The sequence below is a fragment of the Enterobacter cloacae complex sp. ECC445 genome (assembly GCF_021892025.1).
Taxonomy (GTDB): Bacteria; Pseudomonadota; Gammaproteobacteria; order Enterobacterales; family Enterobacteriaceae; genus Enterobacter; species Enterobacter chengduensis.
This window is the reverse complement of record NZ_JAKLRZ010000002.1, coordinates 244872-265701: the sequence shown is the minus strand read 5'-3', so window position 1 is coordinate 265701 and position 20830 is coordinate 244872. Positions and strand designations below refer to the sequence as shown.

Annotated in this window: 27 protein-coding genes; 23 read left to right on the top strand and 4 right to left on the bottom strand. The window is 57.7% G+C overall.

All coding sequences use genetic code 11. The annotated features are described in order from the left end of the window. Window positions 1–9 precede the first annotated feature (9 nt). The 19 genes from L6R44_RS02690 (at window position 10) to L6R44_RS02600 (ending at window position 13842) form a co-directional block, all read left to right on the top strand. Window positions 10–963 (top strand): major capsid protein, encoded by a 954-nt coding sequence (locus tag L6R44_RS02690; protein WP_237423156.1) that lies wholly within the window; start codon window positions 10–12, stop codon window positions 961–963. Window positions 964–973: 10 nt separating this feature from the next. After that, a complete protein-coding gene (locus tag L6R44_RS02685) occupies window positions 974–1330 on the top strand; it encodes a DUF2190 family protein (RefSeq protein WP_237423155.1) in 357 nt (118 codons plus the stop codon). Between the two features lies 1 nt (window position 1331). Beyond that, window positions 1332–1778, top strand: coding sequence for a gp436 family protein (locus tag L6R44_RS02680; RefSeq protein WP_182315882.1), 447 nt, complete (start codon window positions 1332–1334; stop codon window positions 1776–1778). Then, window positions 1778–2242, top strand: a complete 465-nt coding sequence (locus L6R44_RS02675; RefSeq protein WP_237423154.1) for a Gp37 family protein — start codon at window positions 1778–1780, stop codon at window positions 2240–2242. Before L6R44_RS02680 ends, L6R44_RS02675 begins: the two co-directional genes overlap by 1 nt. Continuing rightward, the gene (locus tag L6R44_RS02670) at window positions 2242–2508 is read left to right on the top strand and encodes a hypothetical protein (RefSeq protein ID WP_237423292.1); all 267 of its coding nucleotides are present in this window, start codon (window positions 2242–2244) and stop codon (window positions 2506–2508) included. The genes L6R44_RS02675 and L6R44_RS02670 overlap by 1 nt, the downstream gene beginning before the upstream one ends. Continuing rightward, a complete protein-coding gene (locus L6R44_RS02665; RefSeq protein ID WP_237423153.1) occupies window positions 2498–3925 on the top strand; it encodes a phage tail sheath subtilisin-like domain-containing protein in 1428 nt (475 codons plus the stop codon). Before L6R44_RS02670 ends, L6R44_RS02665 begins: the two co-directional genes overlap by 11 nt. Further along, a complete protein-coding gene (locus tag L6R44_RS02660; protein WP_237423291.1) occupies window positions 3922–4446 on the top strand; it encodes a phage major tail tube protein in 525 nt (174 codons plus the stop codon). Before L6R44_RS02665 ends, L6R44_RS02660 begins: the two co-directional genes overlap by 4 nt. 105 nt (window positions 4447–4551) lie before the next feature. Then, window positions 4552–4887 (top strand): phage tail assembly protein, encoded by a 336-nt coding sequence (locus L6R44_RS02655; RefSeq protein ID WP_237423152.1) that lies wholly within the window; start codon window positions 4552–4554, stop codon window positions 4885–4887. After that, window positions 4829–4969 carry a GpE family phage tail protein gene (locus L6R44_RS02650; protein WP_114683004.1) on the top strand — a complete coding sequence of 47 codons (141 nt, stop codon included), beginning with the start codon at window positions 4829–4831 and terminating at the stop codon, window positions 4967–4969. The genes L6R44_RS02655 and L6R44_RS02650 overlap by 59 nt, the downstream gene beginning before the upstream one ends. A gap of 74 nt (window positions 4970–5043) precedes the next feature. After that, the gene (locus tag L6R44_RS02645) at window positions 5044–7512 is read left to right on the top strand and encodes a phage tail tape measure protein (protein ID WP_237423151.1); all 2469 of its coding nucleotides are present in this window, start codon (window positions 5044–5046) and stop codon (window positions 7510–7512) included. After that, window positions 7512–8396 (top strand): phage tail protein, encoded by an 885-nt coding sequence (locus L6R44_RS02640; RefSeq protein ID WP_237423150.1) that lies wholly within the window; start codon window positions 7512–7514, stop codon window positions 8394–8396. The genes L6R44_RS02645 and L6R44_RS02640 overlap by 1 nt, the downstream gene beginning before the upstream one ends. Continuing rightward, window positions 8396–8608, top strand: a complete 213-nt coding sequence (locus L6R44_RS02635) for a tail protein X (RefSeq protein ID WP_237423149.1) — start codon at window positions 8396–8398, stop codon at window positions 8606–8608. The genes L6R44_RS02640 and L6R44_RS02635 overlap by 1 nt, the downstream gene beginning before the upstream one ends. Further along, on the top strand, window positions 8596–9765 hold the full coding sequence (locus tag L6R44_RS02630) for a phage late control D family protein (RefSeq protein WP_237423148.1): 1170 nt from the start codon (window positions 8596–8598) through the stop codon (window positions 9763–9765). The genes L6R44_RS02635 and L6R44_RS02630 overlap by 13 nt, the downstream gene beginning before the upstream one ends. After that, window positions 9762–10358 (top strand): phage baseplate assembly protein V, encoded by a 597-nt coding sequence (locus L6R44_RS02625; RefSeq protein WP_237423147.1) that lies wholly within the window; start codon window positions 9762–9764, stop codon window positions 10356–10358. Before L6R44_RS02630 ends, L6R44_RS02625 begins: the two co-directional genes overlap by 4 nt. A gap of 55 nt (window positions 10359–10413) precedes the next feature. Next, window positions 10414–10761, top strand: coding sequence for a GPW/gp25 family protein (locus L6R44_RS02620; RefSeq protein WP_237423146.1), 348 nt, complete (start codon window positions 10414–10416; stop codon window positions 10759–10761). Beyond that, window positions 10752–11855 carry a baseplate assembly protein gene (locus L6R44_RS02615; RefSeq protein ID WP_237423145.1) on the top strand — a complete coding sequence of 368 codons (1104 nt, stop codon included), beginning with the start codon at window positions 10752–10754 and terminating at the stop codon, window positions 11853–11855. Before L6R44_RS02620 ends, L6R44_RS02615 begins: the two co-directional genes overlap by 10 nt. Further along, on the top strand, window positions 11848–12426 hold the full coding sequence (locus L6R44_RS02610; protein ID WP_237423144.1) for a phage tail protein I: 579 nt from the start codon (window positions 11848–11850) through the stop codon (window positions 12424–12426). The genes L6R44_RS02615 and L6R44_RS02610 overlap by 8 nt, the downstream gene beginning before the upstream one ends. 2 nt (window positions 12427–12428) lie before the next feature. Then, on the top strand, window positions 12429–13406 hold the full coding sequence (locus L6R44_RS02605) for a gp53-like domain-containing protein (RefSeq protein WP_237423143.1): 978 nt from the start codon (window positions 12429–12431) through the stop codon (window positions 13404–13406). 1 nt (window position 13407) lies between these two features. Next, window positions 13408–13842 carry a tail fiber assembly protein gene (locus L6R44_RS02600; RefSeq protein ID WP_237423142.1) on the top strand — a complete coding sequence of 145 codons (435 nt, stop codon included), beginning with the start codon at window positions 13408–13410 and terminating at the stop codon, window positions 13840–13842. On the opposite strand, the gene L6R44_RS02595 is transcribed toward L6R44_RS02600, so the two are convergent. Beyond that, window positions 13814–14413, bottom strand: a complete 600-nt coding sequence (locus L6R44_RS02595; RefSeq protein ID WP_237423141.1) for a tail fiber assembly protein — start codon at window positions 14411–14413, stop codon at window positions 13814–13816. The genes L6R44_RS02600 and L6R44_RS02595 overlap by 29 nt on opposite strands. After that, window positions 14413–14904 (bottom strand): phage tail protein, encoded by a 492-nt coding sequence (locus tag L6R44_RS02590; protein WP_237423140.1) that lies wholly within the window; start codon window positions 14902–14904, stop codon window positions 14413–14415. Before L6R44_RS02590 ends, L6R44_RS02595 begins: the two co-directional genes overlap by 1 nt. Window positions 14905–14953: 49 nt before the next feature. On the opposite strand from L6R44_RS02590, the gene L6R44_RS02585 reads away from it, so the two are divergent. After that, complete coding sequence (locus tag L6R44_RS02585; protein ID WP_200028543.1) at window positions 14954–15535, top strand: recombinase family protein; 582 nt, start codon at window positions 14954–14956, stop codon at window positions 15533–15535. On the opposite strand, the gene L6R44_RS02580 is transcribed toward L6R44_RS02585, so the two are convergent. After that, on the bottom strand, window positions 15505–15987 hold the full coding sequence (locus L6R44_RS02580) for a BLUF domain-containing protein (RefSeq protein ID WP_442876496.1): 483 nt from the start codon (window positions 15985–15987) through the stop codon (window positions 15505–15507). The two genes, L6R44_RS02585 and L6R44_RS02580, sit on opposite strands and share 31 nt — an antisense overlap. A 93-nt stretch (window positions 15988–16080) precedes the next feature. Then, window positions 16081–17562: an alpha/beta hydrolase gene (locus tag L6R44_RS02575; protein ID WP_237423139.1), complete on the bottom strand. Its 1482-nt coding sequence runs from the start codon at window positions 17560–17562 to the stop codon at window positions 16081–16083. 266 nt (window positions 17563–17828) lie between these two features. Here L6R44_RS02575 and L6R44_RS02570 point away from each other — a divergent pair, with 266 nt between their 5' ends. Genes L6R44_RS02570 through L6R44_RS02560 form a run of 3 tightly spaced genes read left to right on the top strand, consistent with a single transcriptional unit; the run spans window position 17829 to window position 20819 of the window. Further along, on the top strand, window positions 17829–18683 hold the full coding sequence (locus L6R44_RS02570; protein WP_237423138.1) for a MurR/RpiR family transcriptional regulator: 855 nt from the start codon (window positions 17829–17831) through the stop codon (window positions 18681–18683). Window positions 18684–18695: 12 nt separating this feature from the next. Further along, entirely contained in the window at window positions 18696–19271 is a 576-nt protein-coding gene (ddpX, locus tag L6R44_RS02565; RefSeq protein ID WP_032640681.1) for a D-alanyl-D-alanine dipeptidase, read from the top strand. Between the two features lie 15 nt (window positions 19272–19286). Beyond that, window positions 19287–20819, top strand: coding sequence for an ABC transporter substrate-binding protein (locus L6R44_RS02560; RefSeq protein WP_237423137.1), 1533 nt, complete (start codon window positions 19287–19289; stop codon window positions 20817–20819). The last annotated feature ends 11 nt before the right edge of the window (window positions 20820–20830 follow it).

The window sequence follows — 20830 nt, the reverse complement described above, 5'->3', positions numbered from 1 at the left end:
GGAGAGAGCATGTCTGATTATTTAAAGGGTAAACGCGTCGTTGATCCGGTGCTGACCAGCATCGCACGCGGTTATAAAAATGCCGCCTTTGTCGGCGAGCACATCTTCCCCATCGTACTGACCGATAAAGAAGGGGTGAGCGTACCGACCTTCGGTAAGTCGGCCTTTGTGGAGTACGACACCGAGCGTGCCGTGGGGGCTGACAGCAACATCCTGGTCCGTGAGAAGACCGGCAAACTGGATCTGGTTCTCAACGAGCACGATCTGGCCGCGCCGGTGGACTACCGTGAGCAGGCGGAGTCGATGTTCAACGAAGAGGCCAAGGCCATCCGCCGCGTCACCAGCGGCGTCAACCTGCGTCGCGAGCTGTATGCCGCCCGACTGGCTCAGGACCCGAAGGTCTACACCAAAGAGAACGTCAAGGCGCTGGCCGCTGCCGAACGCTGGGTCGGTGGCAAAGGTGACCCGATTGGGGTCATTGAAGCCGGTATCGAGGCAGTGCGTAACAAAACGGGCCTGCGTCCGAACCTGATGACCATGGGGGCCAGCGTCATGTCGCTGCTGAAGTTCCACCCGGCGATTCAGGCGGCGATTGGCGCCAACGAGCGCAAGCGGATCACCCTCGAAATTCTGAAAGACCTTTTCCAGCTGGAAGACGTGGTTATCGGCGAGCCGGTGTCCATGACCTCCATGAAAGATGCGCAGGATAAGGACAAGACCCCGTCCGATATCTGGACCGACAACCTGATGCTGCACTACGTCGGTAAACCGCAGCCGGGTACCGACAGCGCGGACGAAAACGAGCCGTCGTTCGGCTATACCCTGCGCCGTAAGGGGATGCCGGTCGCGGATAAATATCAGGGTGTGGGCGGCAAGGTGAATTACTGCCGTTATACCGATATCTACAAAGTTGCCGTCGTCGGTGGCGATGCCGGGTATCTCATCAGCAACATCGTGAAATAAGGAGAGGACCATGGGTGCAACTCAACAGGTCATTCTGACCACGTCCGTGACGGCGCTGGCCGCCCTGACGCAGCAACGCTTTGTCGGGGCCGATAACGCCCCCTGTCAGGCCGGAGCGGTGGCGCTCGGCGTGGCGGAGGTGGATGCCGCTGCCGGTGATGTCGTGCCGGTGAACGTTCTCGGCATCATTGTCGTAGAGGCCGGTGCGGCAGTGACCAAAGGGCAGAACGTCCAGTCGGATGCGAACGCCTGCGCCGTTCCTCAGGTTCCCGCCGCCGGTGAGACCCCGGCAGGGATTTCCGCCGGGATCGCGCTGGATGACGCGCTGGCTGCCGGTGATGCCATCCGCATTCTGCGCGGGGTGTGACATGTACTGCACCCTGGCGGATTTGCTGGAGCAGGTGCCGGAACGGACGCTCATCGAGCTGACCAATGAGTCGGTGGGCTTTGATGAGCAGCCGCCGGTCAACGCGACCGTGGTGGAGAGCTGCATTCGCTACGCCGGTGAACTGATAGATGCCCACCTGCGCGGGCGCTATACCCTGCCGCTGGCGGAGGTACCGACCGTTCTGCGGGATATTGCCATCACGCTGACCCGTTACCGTCTGTACGTCCGTCGCCCGGAAGGGGCCACACCGGATACCGTCAAGGATGACAATAAGGAGGCCCGCCGACAGCTGGAGGCCATTCGCGACGGGAAGCTCACGCTGGGGCTGCAGTCCACTCAGAAGGATGTACCGGAGTCCGGAGAAATCCGGGCACGGTCACGCCGCCCCACCTTCGGCGGGCGCGACGGCTTACTGGAGAAGTACTGATGAACGTTCTGCCCGTTATTGATGCCGTGGTGGCCCGCCTTAGAGAGAAGCTCCCGACGCTGGCGGTGGAGTATTTCCCGGAGAAACCGGCGGAATACCGCCTGAACCATCCGAAGGGAGCACTGCTGGTGAGCTACGCCGGGTCGCGCTTCGACAAACCCAACGATATTGGCGCGGTGATCCAGTCCCAGACTATCCAGCTCTGTGTCACCGTGGTCTTTCGTCAGCTTAACGGTAAGCAGGGGGCGGTGGATGTGCTGGACGTGGTGCGCCGCATCCTCGGTGGATACACCCCGCCGAACTGCCGCCGTCGTATCTGGCTGACCCGTGAAGTCTTTATCGGGGAAGTTAAGGGGCTGTGGCAGTACACGCTCGACTTTGCGACGGAGAGCGTCTTTATCGAGGACAGCGACTTACCGTCCGGCCCGCTGTTAACCGAAGTGAACTATGAGGAGCGCGAGTGATGAAAGCACAAGCGACGAAAAATTATCGCTATTCCGGCCCGGCCAGCGGCGTAACGCTGTCGGACGGAACTGAAGTCCTGCTCTGGCCGGGGAAGACCATTCCCCTGCCGGAGGAGCATGACTATGTGAAGGTACTGGTGGCGCTGAAACATCTGACCCCGGTAGACGAAGAGACGCCGCCCGCCAGCCCACCGGAGACTATCCCGGTAAAACGCCGCAGCGGTAACGACACGGACACGAAAGCGGAGGACACCCATGTCAGCTAACTACCTGCACGGCGTTGAAACCATTGAGGTGGAGAACGGTGCCCGCCCGGTCAAAACGGTAAAATCTGCCGTTATCGGGTTGATTGGTACCGCCCCCATGGGGAGCATTAACACCCTGGTACAGTGCCTGTCCGAGAAGGATGCCGCTGCGTTTGGCAGCCAGCTTACCGGCTTCACCATCCCGCAGGCGCTGGACGCTATCTATGACCACGGCGCAGGCACGGTGCTGGTGATTAACGTCCTTGATCCAGACACCCATAAAACCGCCGTGGCCGATGAAGTGGTGACGTTCGACAAGGCCACCGGCAAAGCCACGCTCGCTCACCCTGTCGTCGCACAGCTGGTGCTGAAACCTGATGGCGACGGTCAGCCTTACGCTGAAGGTGAGGACTATGCGCTCGATGCGCAGACAGGCGTGCTGACAAACCTCGGTAAAAGCATCGCGCCGGGTGCCAAAGCGAAAGCCAGTTACAACTATGCCGACCCGACGAAGGTCACGGCAGCGGATATCATCGGTGCCGTTAACGCGGCGGGCAACCGCACCGGCATGAAGCTGCTGAACGACAGCTTCAACCTGTTCGGCTACTTTGCCAAAATCCTGATTGCCCCGGTGTTCTGTACCCAGAACAGCGTCTCGGTGGAGCTTATCGCCATGGCTGAAAAGCTGGGCGCGGTGACCTACATCGACGCGCCGGTTGGTACCACCTTCGCGCAGGCGCTGACGGGTCGTGGCCCGGCGGGTACCATCAACTTTAACACCAGCTCCGACCGTGTCCGCCTGTGCTATCCGCACGTTAAGGTGTATGACGCGGTCACCAACAGCGAACGGCTGGAGCCGCTGAGCCAGCGTGCTGCGGGCTTGCGTGCCAAAGTCGACCTGGACAAGGGCTACTGGTGGTCGTCCTCCAACCAGGAACTGCTGGGCATCACCGGCGTGGAGCGCCAGCTGTCGGCGATGATTGACGACCCGCAGAGCGAGGTGAACCTGCTCAACGAACAGGGCATCACGACGGTCTTCAGCAGCTACGGCAGCGGCCTGCGCCTGTGGGGCAACCGGACGGCAGCATGGCCAACGGTCACGCATATGCGCAACTTTGAGAACGTCAGGCGTACCGGTGATGTGATCAACGAGTCTCTGCGCTACTTCAGCCAGCAGTACATCGATATGCCCATCACCCAGGCGCTGATTGATGCGCTGACGGAGTCGGTCAACGCCTACGGGCGCAAGATGATTGGCGACGGTGCGCTGCTCGGCTTTAAATGCTGGTTTGATCCCGCCCGTAACGAAGAGACGGAGCTTGCCGCCGGTCACCTGTTGCTGAGCTACAAATACACGCCACCGCCGCCGCTGGAGCGACTGACGTTTGAGACCGAGATCACCTCGGAATACCTGTTAACCCTGAAGGGGAATAGCTGATGTCAAAGATTGAGATCAACCGCATCACCAATGCCAACATCTATCTGGATGGCGCTAACCTGCTGGGTCGGGCCGAGGAGGTCAAACTTCCTGACGTCTCCATGACCATGCAGGAGCATAAAGCGCTGGGGATGGTGGGCAAGGTAGAACTCCCGGCAGGCTTCGATAAGCTGGAGGGTGAGATTAAGTGGAACAGCTTCTACCGCGATGCGATGCTGTCTGCCGCTAACCCGTATAAGTCGCTGGCGCTGCAGTGCCGCTCCAGCGTTCAGCGCTACAGCTCTCAGGGCCTGATCGATGAAGTGCCGCTGGTGACGTTCCTGACCATCATGTTCAAGAAGAACCCGCTGGGTACCTTCAAACAGCATGAGAATGCGGAGTTCTCCAGCGCCTTCACCTGCACGTACATCAAACAGGTGATGGATGGCGAAGAGCTGCTGGAGCTGGATTATCTGGCCAACATCTTCCGCGTCGGCGGCGTTGACCAGTTGACCGATTACCGCATCAATATTGGCGGGTAGTCATTTTTCAGGGGGCCGCAAGGCTCCCTTTCTTCTTAACCCCCTTTAATATCCGCTCTCCCCTCAACTGGACATACTGCTCTGAAACCACACAGGAGCATGAACATGTCACAGGTACAACCCGAAGTATTCATTCCGAAATATCCATTCACGACCGCTGCCGGGACGCGCATTGAGCGCATTGAACTCAAGCGTCTGACCGTTAAGGACCTGAAGCTGGTTCGAAAAACCTCAAAAGACCCGGCTGACTGGGATGAAACCCTGATTGCCCGTAGTACTGGTTTCCCAACGGAAGACCTGGACAATATGGACCTTGCTGATTATCTGGAGCTGCAAACCCGATTTCAGAAAATCACAGGGGTGGGCAAGAAGCCCGGAGACGATGACAAAGGCGCAGGGGCTGCTGGCGAGGTGGTTCCGGTTCCAGCCGGGGGAAATTGACGCTCTCGATATTGACGATCTGGAAATGTGGCTGGAACAGGCTGAAGAACAGATCGCCAGCGAGTACGGCGACAAATCCTAGTATGAGCAGCCGCCAGTGGTGGCTGTTCTGCATTATCCCCCACATATTTTCATTCACCCCAGAGGTTAACCACTATGTCGGGTCAGTTTTCAGTCGGCGTTGTTATCGGCGGGATGATTGGCAGCACTTTCCGCTCTGCGATGAGCGGCACCCGTCGTGCGCTTGACTCCCTTAATGATACCTCCCGCCGTCTGCAGGAACGCCAGAACGCCTTAACACGTGCAACAGAACGTTATGGCCAGTTGGGTTCTTCTCGGATGCAGCGCCTCAACACTGACCTGCTGCGTGTCAGCCGAACGATGGAGCAAGTTGAGCGCCAGCAACGCCGTCTGTCTGCGGCCACTGCCACCAGTGATGCCCTAAAAGCCAACCGGATGGCGCTCTATGGTCAGGGAGCAGAAACCTACGCTATCGGTCGAACACTGGGTGCTCCCGTCATGGCATCCGTCAAACAATATGCCTCGTTTGAGTCTCAACTGCGCGATATCAGCGTGACCGGCGATCTGGATGCGAAGCAGGAAAGGGCAATCGGTCTGGCTATCAGGCAGGCTTCGCTGAAAGTTAACCAGCTACAGGAGTCCCTGATGGGCGGTGTCGGCCAACTGGTTGCTGATGGTATGGCCCCGGAACAGGCGGCAACATTTGCCGGGATGCTGGGCAAAGCAGCCACCGCCACGAAAGCAGATATGACTGACCTGGCAAAAATGACCTATGCCTTCAGCGATGCTCTCAAAATTACCGATGCGAAAGAGTTGGAACAGGCATTTGGGATGGCAGCGACAGGTGCGAAGCTCGGCTCGTTTGAACTGAAAGACATGGCAAAAGCTCTACCGGGGATGACAAAAGCTTTTGCAGCCCGTGGAATCACTGGAAAAGAAGCGATTATGCAGATTGTCTCCAGCCTTGAGGTGGGAAAAGGTAGCGGCTCTTCTGAAGAAGCCGTTACTAATATGTCCAACTGGCTGGCCGCTATGGGGCGTGGTGACACCATTCAGAAATATGGGAAAGCTGGGGTTGATTATCAGAAGTCGATGCAATCTTACGTTGCTCAGGGATTCTCCCAATATGAAGCATCTTTAATGATTGCTAACCGCTTTATCGATGGTAAGGGCAAGGCATTTTTACAACAATGGAATAGTGCAAAGGACTCAGGCGATCAGGAGGGTCAGCAAAAGCTGATGGAGTCTTTCGGGCTTGCAGAGGTGTTCACAGATATTCAGACGGTAAATCACCTTTTGTCAATGCGCCAAGGTTGGGACAAGTACCTCTCCAACAAGCAGGAAATGAAAAGCCCCTCAGCTCAAAATACGTTGAGTACTGATTTTACGAAGCAAAACGACACACTTGAAGCTCGTTGGCGTAGAACACAGGTAGGTTTTAACGAGGCGGCCATCAGTATTGGTGAGTCACTGCGTCCGGCATTGATTCAGTTGGGTGAAACGTTCATCCCATTAATGGACAGCGTCGGCAAGTGGATCGCAGCTAACCCACAGCTCGTCAGCGGTACCATCAAAGTGGTCGGTGCGCTGCTCGCGTTTAAGATGGCCACCATCGGTCTCAAGCTGGGGCTGAACCTGCTGATTTCCCCCTTTGTGAACGTCTGGAAAAATGCCATTTTGCTGCGTGCCAACTGGCTACGTCTGACGCTGTCGCTGGGGGAAGGTGGTAAGCTCCGCTGGCTGGTGACCGGCTTCAGTACGGTCGCTAAAGGAGCCGGAACGCTGGGGCGTGTACTGGCTGGCAGCCTTGTTCGCGGCATCATGCTCGTCGGACGGGCTGTTCTCTGGATGGGGCGGGCGCTGATGATGAACCCTATCGGTCTGGCCATCACCGCTGTTGCCGTGGCGGCTTACCTTATTTACCGCAACTGGGGAGCGGTCAGCGGCTGGTTTAAACAGCGCTGGGCAGACATTAAAACGGCGTTTAACGGCGGTATTGTGGGGATTGGCAAGCTGCTGATGAACTGGTCGCCGGTTGGCCTGCTGTACAAAGCTTTCGCTGCAGCTATGAAATATCTGGGCGTTGACCTGCCCGCAAAGTTTACCGACTTCGGCAGTAACCTCATCGACGGGCTGATTAACGGCATCAAAAACAAGTGGGACTCGCTCAAAACCACCGTCACCGACATGGGCGACAGCGTCGGCGGCTGGTTTAAAGAAAAACTGGGCATCCATTCGCCGAGTCGGGTGTTTATGGGCTTCGGTGACAATATCGCGCAGGGTGCCGCCATTGGCCTGCAGCGAACCACTCCGCTTGCGGCGCTGGCCGGACAGCGGCTGGCCGAAGAGATGACCCCGGACGTCCCCCGCCTTCCGTCACCAGAGATTATGGCCGCAGGATATGGCGGGCGTGGAGCCAGTGCTGCAGCCGGTAGCGGAGCGGCTGGCGGCATTCATGTGGATTTTAACCCCCAGTTCTACCTTAACGGTAAAGAGACGTCGACGCCCGCCGGGTTAACCGGTGCGCTGAATATGAGCGTGCACGAGCTGGAGAAAATGCTGGAGCGCCTGCTGGCCCAGCAACAACGCCGGAGGTACAGCTGATGTTTGCGGTTCTGGGCGATATTGAGTTTGAGCTGATTACCTACTGGGACGGCTTCGAGGCGACGTTCGGCGTCGATTATGCCGAGCATCCCCGCATCGAAGGGAAGCCCGGCCTGCAGTTCATCGGCGACAAGCTGGACGAAATCCAGATAAGCCTGGTCTTTCACCAGCACTATTGCGTGCCCGACGTCGAACTGGCCCGCCTCAGAACGGCGATGAAGGCCCATCAGGCGCTGGCGCTGGTCTTTGGCAACGGTGACTATCGCGGCTGGTTTGTGATAACCGACGTGACCGCGACCAGCGAACAGACCGACAGCACCGGCAACGTGCTGGCGGTCAACGCTACCGCATCGCTCCGGGAGTACATCGGCGACCCTAAAAACCCGCTGAAGCCGCCCGCCATCCGCACGCAGGTGCCGGGCATCGGCGCGGTGTCTTCTGCGGTTCCGTCGCCTTCAGGCGTGGCGCAGTACGTCCGGGACGGCGTCAACTATGCAAAGCAGGCACAGTCGATGCTCCAGACCACCATGAGCGCGGTGCGGATTGCGGAGAAAATGAAGGATAACCCTACCGTCGCACTGACCCGCGTGCCGGGTATGATGAGCGGGCTGGGGAATATCTCCGGGTCGCTGGGGAGCAGTATCCCGGCGTTTAATGCGCTGGCCGAGTCCATGCCGGAGGCCGTCAGTCTGGCTCGGGCCACCAGTGAGGCCGCTTCGTATGTTCAGCAGGCGCAGTCTTCGCTGAACGGCGTCGACGGTAGCAATATTGCGGCGGCGCTGGATGCGGTTTCCGGCCAGCTGAACTCCGCCAGTACCACCTTTACCCGCATGTCACCAGGGTTAAGCACCATGGCAGCCAGAATTATGGCGAGGAGTGTCTGATGTTCCTTAAACATGTCACCCGTAACGGGGAGCGCTGGGATGCGCTTGCATGGCAGTACTACGGCGACCCGATGGGCTACCCCCGGATTATTGCCGCTAATCCGCACGTAGCCATCACGCCGGTGCTTCCCTCCGGGCTGCTGTTGCTTATCCCGGTGATTGAGGCTGAAGAAGCCACATCAGAAGAGGATACCCCGCCATGGCTGAGGTAAGCAGCACGCAGGCATCGTCTGCCCTTACAGGCGTCAGCGACGTGTTGTCGCCGGTGTTCACCCTGTGGTACCTGAAAAAGAATATCACCAGCGATATTACCCCTTACGTCACCCGCATTACGTACAGCGATAACATCAAAAATGAGTCCGACACCATCGAGGTGGAGCTGGATGATACCGACGGTCGCTGGCTGGATGCGTGGTATCCGGGCAAAGGCGACACGCTGACCCTGAAGGTGGGCTACCGGGGGGAGAAGCTACTGGCCTGCGGTACCTTCTCCATCGACGAGATAGAGGTCAGTTCGCCCGCATCCGTGGTCTCCATCCGGGGCGTGGCCACCTCGGTCAACAGCGCATTGCGGACGAAATCAAACCGGGGCTTTGAAAGTACCACGCTGGCGGCCATCGCCGGGCGCATTGCCAAAAAGCATCAACTGAAACTGGTGGGCAGTATCGAGGCCATCAAAATTGACCGGGTGACGCAGTACGCCGAGACCGACGTGGCCTTTCTGCACCGACTCGCCAGCGAGTACGGCTATGCGGTGAAGATTGTCAGCGACCAGCTGATATTTTCGCATCTGGCCACACTTCGCAGCCAGGAGCCGGTTAAGCAGCTGAAGCCACAGGACGTGGCCCGCTACTCGTTGCGCGATACCATCAATCGGGTCTACAAATCCGCCAGGGTCAAGCACCAGAAGAGCAGCACGAAAAAGCTGATTGTGTATGAGGCTGACGGCGGCACCAGTGAGAGCAGCAAGCAAACCAAAGGTGGCAAGGTCACCAGCGCCGACCGTCTTCAGGTCAACAGCCGCGTCAGTGACCCGGACAGCGCCCGCATCAAGGCAGATTCCGCGCTGGCCCGGCACAATGAATATCAGCAGAGCGGCTCTCTGACCCTGATGGGAGCGTCCCAGCTGATAGCGGGTAATAAAATTGAGCTGTCTGGATTTGGTCAGCTGTCCGGGCCGTGGCTGATAACCACCGCCCGCCATACCCTCGACCGCAGCAGCGGCTACGTGACCGAACTGGACGTGGCACGGGGGCCGGTGACGCGGGGTAAGGCAAAGAAAGGTAACAAAACCGGCAAAACCCAGACGCTCACCGTCTACAAGCCTGACGGCAGCACATCCACGGTAATAAAGGAGAAGAAAAAATGACAGGCGTAACCCTGCAGACCGGTACAATCAGCGCTGTCGATGCTGATGGCGTGAAAGCCCGCGTCCGGCTGCCCGAGTGCGACAACATGCGCACCAACTGGCTGGACGTCCTGCAGCGCAACACCCAGAACAACAAAGACTACTGGCTCCCGGATGTGGGAGAGCAGGTCAAGGTGCTGCTGGACGAAAATGGCGAAGATGGCGTGATCCTCGGCGCGGTCTATTCAGCAGTTGATAAACCCTCGTTCAGCGACAAGGACGTTCGCGGGACAACATTCAGCGACAGGGCCGAGTTCAGCTACCACCGGGGCACCCATACTCTCACCATTAAGGGTGGAATCGAGCATCTTGTGATTGAGTGTAGTGCTGACGTGCTCGTGAAAACGCAGAAAGCCACGATTGATGCGCCACAGACCGAAATGACTGGGGACCTTCTTGTCAGGGGTAAGCTAACTTACGAGGGAGGCATGGCTGGCTCTGGCGGTGAAGGTGCCACCGCGACGATTAAGGGCAACATTGAGATTGAAGGGAATGCCCACTCCACCGGCAGCATGCTGTCTGATGGCGCAAACTCTAACCACCACTCCCACTGAACCTTCTTAAACGCCTTTAATATCGGCAATTCCTTCCGGGGGCAATACTGCCCCCATGAAAACGACCTCAGTATTCTGGCAACCGGCCCTGCAGGCCCCCGGCGAAATTGTCCAGGGGCTGGATGATATCTGGCAGGCCATTCAAATCATTCTGCGCACTCCTCGCGGCAGCGACCCGCACCGCCCGGAGTTCGGCAGCAATCTGCACCTTTATATCGACTGGCCCGTTGAGCGTGCCATTCCGCACGTCGTGCGCGAGTCCGTCGATGCCATTCGTCGCTGGGAGCCTCGCTGCCAGCTGACGTCGGTTAAACCCGCCGTTGACGGTGAACATCTTACGCTCCTGGTGAGCTGGAAAGGCTCGGATGGACAACCCCGGACTCAGGAACTGCTATGGCGCTGACAGAACCCGATTTTATTGAACGCGATGCCGACAAAATCACGGCAGAAATGATTGCGAAGTATGAGACTGACACCGGCAAGACGCTGTATCCGGCACAGGCCGAACGTCTGCTGATTGACCTGTGGGCCTACCGGGAAATGCTGGTCAGGGTGGCAGTGCAGGAGGCGGCAAAGCAGAATCTGGTCGCCTTTTCCCGTGAGCCGATGATTGATTACCTCGGTGAGCTGGTTGGCGTGTACCGTCTTGCCGCGCAGCCTGCATCCACTCCTCTCCAGTTCTCTGTCGACGAAGCGATGGTGGTGGATGTGCTGATACCGGCAGGCACCCGTGTCAGCGCCTCCGACAGCGTTATTTTCGCCACCGACACGGATGTGGTGCTGAAGGCGGGTCTGCTGCTGGTCAACGTCACGGCGACCTGTACCGAACCCGGTGATGCCGGTAACGGCTGGCAGCCTGCTCAGGTCAGCCAGCTGCTCGATGAGATTGACAACGTCGACCTGCAGGTCACCAACCTGTCCGCCAGTTCTGGCGGCTCAGAGCAGGAAGATAATGACCGGCTGCGTGAGCGCATCAGGCTGGCCCCGGAGTCCTTCACCAACGCCGGTAGCCGTGGCGCATACCGTTTTCATGCCATGGGGGCACATCCCAGCATTGTCGACGTCGCCGTTCTCTCCCCGGTGCCCGGTACCGTTGAGCTGTATCCGCTGCTCAGTACCGGCCTGCCGGACGACAGCATTCTCACGCTGGTCGAGAGCTTTTGCTCGGATGAGAAAGTCCGACCGCTCACCGATACCGTTCATGCCAGAAAGCCCGTCCAGGTGGACTACGCCATCGACGCCCGCATCACGGTTTATCGCGGTCAGGACGTCAATTCGATAAAAGACGCCGCTAATAATGCCATTCAGCGCTGGGTGGCGGCCCGTCGGGCAAAGCTGGGGCTGGATATCGTGCCGGGGCAGATTAACGCCGTGCTGTCCGTTGATGGGGTGTATCAGGTTGAACTACCCGGACTGGCGCTGGTTGTGGTGGCGGAAAACGAATGGGCCAACTGTACCTCCATCAACATCACCATGACGGGGGTTGCCGATGGCTGAGCCGCTGCTGCTTCCGCCGCCGCTTGAGGGGGATATCAGCCTCAGAACGCTGGGCAGACTGGCCGGGCGGCTGGACAACATTAACCTGGAAGCCCTGATGATCTACCTGGTGGATATCGTCGACAGCTCCGCGCTGCCGTGGCTGGGTGAGCAGTTCTCGCTGTTCGGTGATGGCTGGGAGCTGGCGGAAGCGGATGACGTGCGACGCGCTCTGATTAAATCGGCCATCGAGCTGCACCGCTACAAGGGGACGCCGTGGTCAATCAGGGAAATCATCCGCCGCTTTGGTTTTGGCGAGGTCGACCTGATTGAGGGGACCGGTCAAATCGGCTACGACGGCAGACACACGTACAACGGTAACTATGTCCACGGTGACGCCGAGGCATGGGCAGTTTACCGCGTTATCCTCCGGCAGCCCATCACTAACGACCAGGCGGCGCTGTTGCGACAGACCCTCGCTGCGTTCGCCCCGGCCCGCTGTCACCTTGCCAGCCTGGAATACCAGTCTGTCGCGATTCGCTACAACAACACCGTCAACTATGACGGCAGCTATAACCACGGGAGCAGTTAATTATGGCAAACCTACCTGAAACCCCGCAGTGGGAAGACGGCATCTACCAGATAGAGGTCTCTGACCCCGTTCTGGGTGGGCCTGACGGGATTTCTAACCGTCAGGCTAAGCAGCTGGCCAAACGAACGTCGTACCTGAAACAGCAGGTGGAGAAAGGCGATAAAGGTCTGGCGGACCATATTGCCGCGCCGGACCCGCATACCCAGTATGCACCGAAGGAAAGCCCGGCGCTGACTGGTACACCCACCGCACCAACGGCGGTAAAAACCGATAACAGCACCAAACTGGCCACCACCGCGCATGTCAAAACGGTGGTCGCCGATTATGCTCCGCTGGCCAGTCCGGGATTAACCGGTAAGCCGACAGCGCCAACCGCAGCGCAGACAGCCAATGACACACAGCTGGCCAACACAGCATTTGTTAAAGCTGCCATTGCGGCGCTGGTTGCATCCTCCCCTGAGGCGCTCGATACGCTGAACGAACTGGCGGCGGCTTTGGGTAATGATCCAAACTTCGCCACCACCATGACAAACGCGCTGGCAGGTAAACAGCCGCTGGACAATACGCTTACCGAATTGTCTGGAAAGTCCGTGGCAGCGCTTCTCAATTACCTTGGTTTGAAAGAAGCCGCAAAGCGTGAGGTCGGAACGGGGCCGGGGCAAATCCCCGATATGTCGGCTTTCACTTCTGGGCCAGGGTGGGTTCGCTTCCCAGATGGAACAACAATCCAGCAAGGTAGCGCTGGTTTTGCAATAGGCGTTAATAACCAGTACGTCACACTCCCACGTGCATTTTCCTCTGCAAATTTCAGGGTCGCTACGGTCTGGAATGATGTTGGGGTATCGCAAGGGGGAACTGCGGCACAAGCAGCGGCGGATATTGGTCTTGGAACCGGCTCAAAAACTACGACGCGGTTTGGGTTATGGCAGGGGGGCACAGGTGGTTTTAACGTTGACTGGATTGCTATAGGAGTGTCTTAAAATGACAATTGAATATGTATGGAGTCCGTCAACTGCGGGTTTTTATCCAATAGTTGAGAAAGAGCGCCTGATAGCTGCCGGGACATGGCCTAACGATGGCGTTGACGTTACAGGCGAAGAGTACTCTGCGTTGTTTCCTGCGCCTCCAGGAAAGTTTATTGATACGCTCGATGGTCGTCCGCAATGGGTTGATATGCCACCACCATCGAAAGAGCAGATGATTGCTGTGGCTGAAAATGCGAGATCGGCAAAGCGCTCTGTTGCTGATAATGAAATTAGCTGGCGTCAGGATGCAGTTGATGCAGGGACCGCAACAGAGGAGGAAACCGCTGACCTTACAGCATGGAAAAAATATCGGGTGCTGCTGATGCGTATTGATACATCAAAAGCACCCAACGTTGAATGGCCTACACCGCCGGTGGTTCGGGCCAAATGATTTCTGGCGCGGTACTGGTTTCGACTTTAGTTAGTCTGTATCGGTATCGCTGCCATTCTGCCAGGCGTGACACGTCTGCATCGTCGATATAGCCTCCAGTCTGAGCATCTGCCAGCGGGACGATAATTGCTGTCGCCTCCGCCAATAACGCGATTTTAGTTTGTTCCGCTTCTGTCACTGCTGCCTCGTGCAGTGCCTTCGTGTCGGTCTCCCACTCGCTGCCGTTCCACTTATCGTATGGAGTGGCAGGAACCAGCGTTGTGGTACCGAGCGGATAAACACCCAGTGCGGTGATGGCAATCGCTTCGCCTGTTCCAGTGCTGTATGCCGTTTCACCACGGTGATCAGCTACATATTCCCACGCACTTAGATCTGCTGTCCGGCAAATGGCAAAACCCTCTTTGCTTTCACCTGGCATATCGGTGCAGGAATTAGCGGGCAAACCAACACCTACCGCCAGATATTCTACTGATGAGGAAAAATATTCGCGTGTATCACCATCATAGTTAAACACGGAAATATTCCCGGCCACCGTGGCAATAAATTCACTGTTTAATTTTGCCTGAGTCATTATACGGCCCTCACAATGTAGTTAAATGCGATGTTGCGCGGTCGAGTTTCTGCTGAAGTTCGTGCAACACGAGAAGCATCAAACGAGTAGTTCTGCTGTTTGTAATTACCAGTAGTTGGAAGTTGTTGTAGGTTAGGTGTCAACACCGATGAGCTAAGCGCACCAGTAGCGTAGGCGTTCGTACCTGTAGTCACATCCCCAAATGTTGCTGTGATATTTTGTAGCGTGTCACCTTGTGCAGAAAGTAATGCACGCCCGCTATCAACCCCACGAGCATCATCCCATCCACGTATAAACTCCCCGCGTAAATCAGGCAATCTGAGCGCCGGATAAGCCAGTGCCAGCGTTGGGTACTGGGAGGCCGTAAACGCCGCTCCGTTGCACTTGAGCCACCCAGTTGGTGGCGTTGATGACGGCCACGGAACAGGAACACCGACAGGTAACGCCGAGCCCTCTCCTAAACCAAGGTTTTTGGAGAAACAGTTACACATAGCGAAATCTGCAAGAATCCTCCCACCATGATGTAGAGGAGGAAAATTGATGGCCGTTATTGGTTATATCCGCGTATCAACAATCGACCAGAACAGCGATTTACAGCGTAATGCACTCACAAGCGCAAACTGTGACCGAATTTTTGAAGACCGTATGAGCGGAAAAGTTGCTAGTCGTCCTGGTCTTAAACGCGCTTTAAAGTGCGTTAATAGCGGAGACACCTTGGTAGTGTGGAAACTGGACAGGCTAGGACGCAGCGTTAAGAACCTGATCGCACTCATATCAGAGTTACATGAACGCGGTGCCCACTTCCGCTCTTTAACAGACAGTATTGATACCAGCACTGCCATGGGGCGCTTCTTTTTCCACGTGATGTCGGCACTGGCGGAGATGGAGCGCGAGCTAATTGTCGAACGGACACTGGCCGGGTTGGCAGCAGCCAGAGCACAGGGACGCATAGGAGGAAGGCCCAACGCATTAAAGCCGCATGAGCGGGAACAGATTGCACGGCTATTGGTTAAGGGGCATACCCGTCAGCAGTTGGCCATTATCTACGGTGTGGGGTTATCGACGCTGTACCGGTACTTTCCGGTAGATGGTCAGAGGAAGAATGACGCAGTAGGATTGTAATTCTTTTGCAAATAATGAAACGCCGCAGCGATGCCATTTATCTCACGGAAATGGGCGCATTTATCGCGCGGCGCATCAACCCGGTCATCGGATGTCAGATAGCTATCAAGCTTGCTGTAATTCAGAACCGACTGCAGAACCTCTTTCGGCGACTGGATCTGCAAATCAAACAGCAGCATGCCGACGTTTTCGAAACGCCTGCGCGGGCCGTAATCCCGCATCAGTTCAACCACCCCGCTGTGCCGCCTGTCGTCGCGGATTTTATGGAACAGCGTAAGCACGCTTTCCTCCGATCCTTCCAGGATTTGCAGCACATCACTGCCCCTTGCAAGCAGAACCCCGGTGATATTCAGATTGGCATTGCGGATCCGGGCACGCTCCACCAGCTCCCGCAGTTCAGTGGGCGGCAGGGATAAATTCAACTGGCTTCGGTAAATCAGCGTGGTCAGCACAAAAAGGAGTTCCGATGAGCAAAAGGTGCCTTAAAGCTACTGTGTAACATACTTAGTCATCGTGACCTAACATATTCACGCAACTAATGAAGATTACTTTTTCTCATCCCCGATCCGGCCGTTAATCCTCTCCTGCATATAGTCATAAAACGGGTTCGAGGTGACCCGCATCAGCGCCTCTTTTCCGACGCTCAATACGGACGTTTCGCCCCAGAGCGCTATCGTTCCCAGGCTGATTCCGTAGCGGTTTTTCACCTCGGGCTTGCGACCATAGAGATCGTCATCCGGCGGGAACGGCACGGCAACGTGCGACAGGGAATAGACGTCCCGCGGCCAGGACTGCGCGAGCGGCACAACCGTCTCCTGCGTGCTGCCTGCCGGGGTGATTTTCGCTACCGTCGAGAAGCTATGTGCGTCCGCATTGGTAACAATCGTGACACCGTAACGCCTCTGCGCCACCGGCAGCAGCGACGTTGTGGCCGTCCAGGAGGACGGTTTAAACAGCGGGCGGAAGCTTGCCGCCTGGTTGATGTCAAACACCACCAGCTCGCTGCCGTTTGCCGGAAGCTGGTCAAACAGGCCGGTGACCACCGCGCGGGTGCTGACGGTCGAGTCCATGACCGACTGGAACGCCAGAACGGGCGGCAAATTCGTCAGCCTGTTCTCCCGCGCCTCTCGGCCTATCTGCTCCTGAAGAGCCTTCGTTAACAGCCACGACTGGCGGGCGGCGTTCACCGGGAACGAGTTGTATTTATACGGATTATATTCCGGGGAGATATTCAGCCACGCCGCTTTGGCAAACGCCGGGAGCAGCGCCGGTAATCCGGCGAAACCGGCGAACCGCGCAAAGGCCGTCACGCCGATCATCGGTGACAGCAGGATCACCTGCTGCGGTCTGCGCAGCGTAGAGGAGTCCAGGGCATCGAGGGCATATTTCATCGCCAGCGCTCCGCCGTTGGAGTAGCCCACCAGATGCAGGGGCACCCGATCTCCCGCCAGACGCGTCGCTTCCCGCACGGCAAGGCGCGTCGCCGCCAGCCACATCTCCCAGTCAACGTCCGTCAGCGCGCCGGGCGCGGTGCCGTGCCCGGGCAGGCGCGGTACCACGGCGACAAAGCCGTGTGCCTGATAATTCTGAGCAAGATGTCTGACGCTGTAGGGCGAATCCGTCAGCCCGTGCAGCAACACCACCGCGCCGCGCGGCTTTCCGGCGGGCATCAGCACAAAGGAAAGGTTGGCATCGGGTGCAAACTGACCGGGCCACACCAGGCTCTGGCGATAGTAGCGGTTTAACGGAGTCTGTTCCTCGCCCGCTGTTTTCGCCGTTACCGCGTTATCCAGATCGGTGAAAATCGCCTTTTCCCGGACCTGATACCCGGCAAAATCGGCATTGTCCATCTCGCGCACGGACATCTCGTCGGCCCGCCAGGTATGCCAGAGGTGCAGCTCCGGTCCCTGCTGCGAGAGGTACACCCTTACCGCCAGCAGGACGATCAGGACGATCCCAACAACCATGCCTGTTTTCTTTGCAAGCGCCATCAGACGCTCGCTGACTCGCCAGGGCCAATTCGCCATGCCGCGTTCCCTTTCATATTCACCGTGTATCTATCTTATCAAAAATGTGAACACGCTGACGTATTCACCAAATTCATACTTGCCGGGTCAGCCGGTGCACCAAAAGTGAACTACGCTGCACAAATGTTGATCATTAGTTAAACAAATATTGCATGAAGTTTACGGCGCAGCAGGTTTCACCGCCTCTGTGAACATGGCACGCGTCATGCATTGTTAATCTGGTAACACACATCCGGCTTTTGACAGCCTGTTAACAGCGAGGCGGTATGACGACGAAACCTGAGATGTTGAGCCGTATCGAAGCGACGTTCAGCCAGCTTACGCCCAGCGAAAAGCGGGTTGGAAGCTGGCTGCTGGCGCACGCCGCGCAGATACCTTTCGAAACGGCTGAAAGCGTCGGTCAGGCGAGCGGAACCAGCGGGATTACCGTTGGACGCTTCCTGCGCAAGCTGGGGTATCGCAACCTTGAAGATGCCAAAAAGAGCCTGCGCGATCCCTATCAGCCCTGGGGCATGAACGAGCGGCTTGACTCCTGGCAACAGCAGTCCCCCCTGCCCAACCGCCTTCAGCACGCCCTGTCGCTGGAAGTTGACGCCATCACGCAGGTTTATCAGCTGGCGCAAACGGACGTCTTCCGCCGGGTGGTGCACAACCTTGCCCATGCGGACGCGGTGTTTGTGCTGGGGATCCAGTCTACGCGCGGGATCGCCAACGCCTTCTTCAGCCACCTTGAGTACCTCCGCCCGCGCGTGAGCTATTCGGAGGGGGCATCCGGCAGCTGGGTAGAGTCCCTGAATTCGGGGTTTTCGCACCCGTATGTCGTGCTGACCGATACGCGCGCCTACTCCGCGATGGCCCGCCAGTACTGCCGCGTCGCGAGCGAAAAAGGTATTCCGCTGGCCTTAATTACCGATATCTGGTGCCCGTGGGCGCGGGATTATTCGATGGATTTACTGCAGGTGAAAACCGATACCGGTCATTTCTGGGATTCACTTGCCCCCGTGAGCTGTCTGTTCAACCTGCTGCTGTCGGGCGTGGTGGAGGCGCTGGGCGATGCGCTTCCGGCACGCCTGGCGGTAAACCGACAATTACAGCAAGAGTTTGGTCAATTCGAACGCTAAAGGAGCGGAGCCATGCCCGAAGAGAGTGAACTGATTGATGTGGCGAAGATGTTTCCCGCGCTGCATATCGATCTGAAGTACGCCACCGCCGATAACATCACCGGTCGCCCGATCTACCAGGAGGCGCTGTGCCTGCTTCATACCGATGCCGCCACCGCGCTCGCAAAAGCCATCAGCATTGCCGCGCTGGCGGGGCTGAAGCTGGTGGTTTACGACGCCTACCGACCGCAGCAGGCGCAGGCCCAGCTGTGGGATGCCTGCCCAAACCCGGAGTATGTGGTCGACGTGGCGATTGGCTCCAACCACAGCCGCGGCACGGCCATCGACGTCACGCTGATGGACGAGCATAACGCCGTGCTGGACATGGGCGCCGGTTTTGACGAAATGCACGATCGTTCGCATCCGTATCACCCTTCCGTACCGCCGCACGCTCAGCGCAACCGTCTGCTGCTGAACGCCATCATGTTTGGCGGCGGTTTTGTGGGTATCAGCAGCGAATGGTGGCATTTCGAACTGCCGAACGCCGCCAGCTATCCGCTGCTTGATGACCGTTTTGCCTGTTTTTCACTGACGCACACCCCTCTTTAAACCTGGAGCACTGCCATGAAAACATCGCTTCTCTCAACCGTCATTGCCGCCACGCTGGCCCTGAGCGCACCGCTGGCGCTGGCCGCCGTCCCGAAAGACATGCTGGCGATCGGTAAAGCCGCCGACCCGCAAACGCTCGATCCGGCCATCACCATTGATAACAACGACTGGACCGTGACCTATCCGTCCTACCAGCGTCTGGTTAAGTACAAGCCGGGCTCCACCGAGGTAGAAGGCGATCTGTCGACCGGCTGGAAAGCCTCCGACGACCAAAAAGAGTGGACCTTTACCCTGGCGGACAATGCAAAATTCTCCGACGGTACCCCGGTCACCGCCGAGGCGGTCAAACTCTCCTTTGAGCGCCTGCTGAAGCTCGGCCAGGGGCCATCTGAAGCCTTCCCTAAAGATTTGAAAATTGATGCGGTGGATGACCATACGGTGAAGTTCACCCTCAGCCAGCCTTTCGCGCCTTTCCTGTATACGCTGGCAAACGACGGGGCGTCCATCATTAACCCGGCGGTGCTGAAGGCCAATGCCGCGGACGATGCGCGCGGTTTTCTCGCGCAAAACACCGCCGGTTCCGGGCCGTTTATGCTCAAAAGCTGGCAGAAAGGCCAGCAGCTGGTGCTGGTGCCAAACCCCCACTGGCCGGGCGACAAGCCGCACTTCAAGCGCGTCTCGGTGAAAATTATCGGTGAGAGCGCATCGCGACGCCTGCAGCTTTCCCGCGGTGACCTGGACATTGCCGACTCCCTGCCGGTCGATCAGCTGGCGGCCCTCAAGCAGGAAGGCAAAGTGGCCGTCGCCGAATACCCGTCCCTGCGCGTGACCTACCTCTACCTCAACAACAGCAAAGCCCCGCTTAATCAGGTGGATTTACGCCGGGCCATTTCCTGGGCGACGGACTACCAGGGGATGGTGAAAGGCATTCTGAGCGGCAACGGCAAGCAGATGCGCGGCCCGATCCCGGAAGGCATGTGGGGATTTGACGCCACGGCCATGCAGTACAGCCTCGACGAGGCCAAAGCCAAAGCGGCCCTGGAGAAGGTTAAAGACAAGCCCGCCAGCCTGACCTTCCTCTACTCGGACAACGATCCAAACTGGGAGCCTATCGCCCTCTCAACCCAGGCCAGCCTCGGCAAGATCGGCATTAACGTCAAGCTGGAAAAACTGGCCAATGCCACCATGCGCGACCGCGTCGGAAAAGGCGATTACGACATCGCCATCGGCAACTGGAGCCCGGACTTTGCCGACCCGTACATGTTCATGAACTACTGGTTCGAATCGGACAAAAAAGGGCTGCCGGGCAACCGTTCGTTCTATGAGAACAAAGACGTTGATTCGCTGCTCCAGGCCGCGCTGAAAACCACCGACCAGACGGAACGCACCAGGGATTACCAGCAGGCGCAAAAGGTGGTCATCGACGAGGCGGCCTACGTTTATCTGTTCCAGAAGAACTACCAGCTGGCGATGAACAAAGAGGTTAAAGGCTTCACCTTTAATCCGATGCTTGAGCAGGTGTTCAACATCGCCACCATGAGTAAATAACCGTTTTGCCG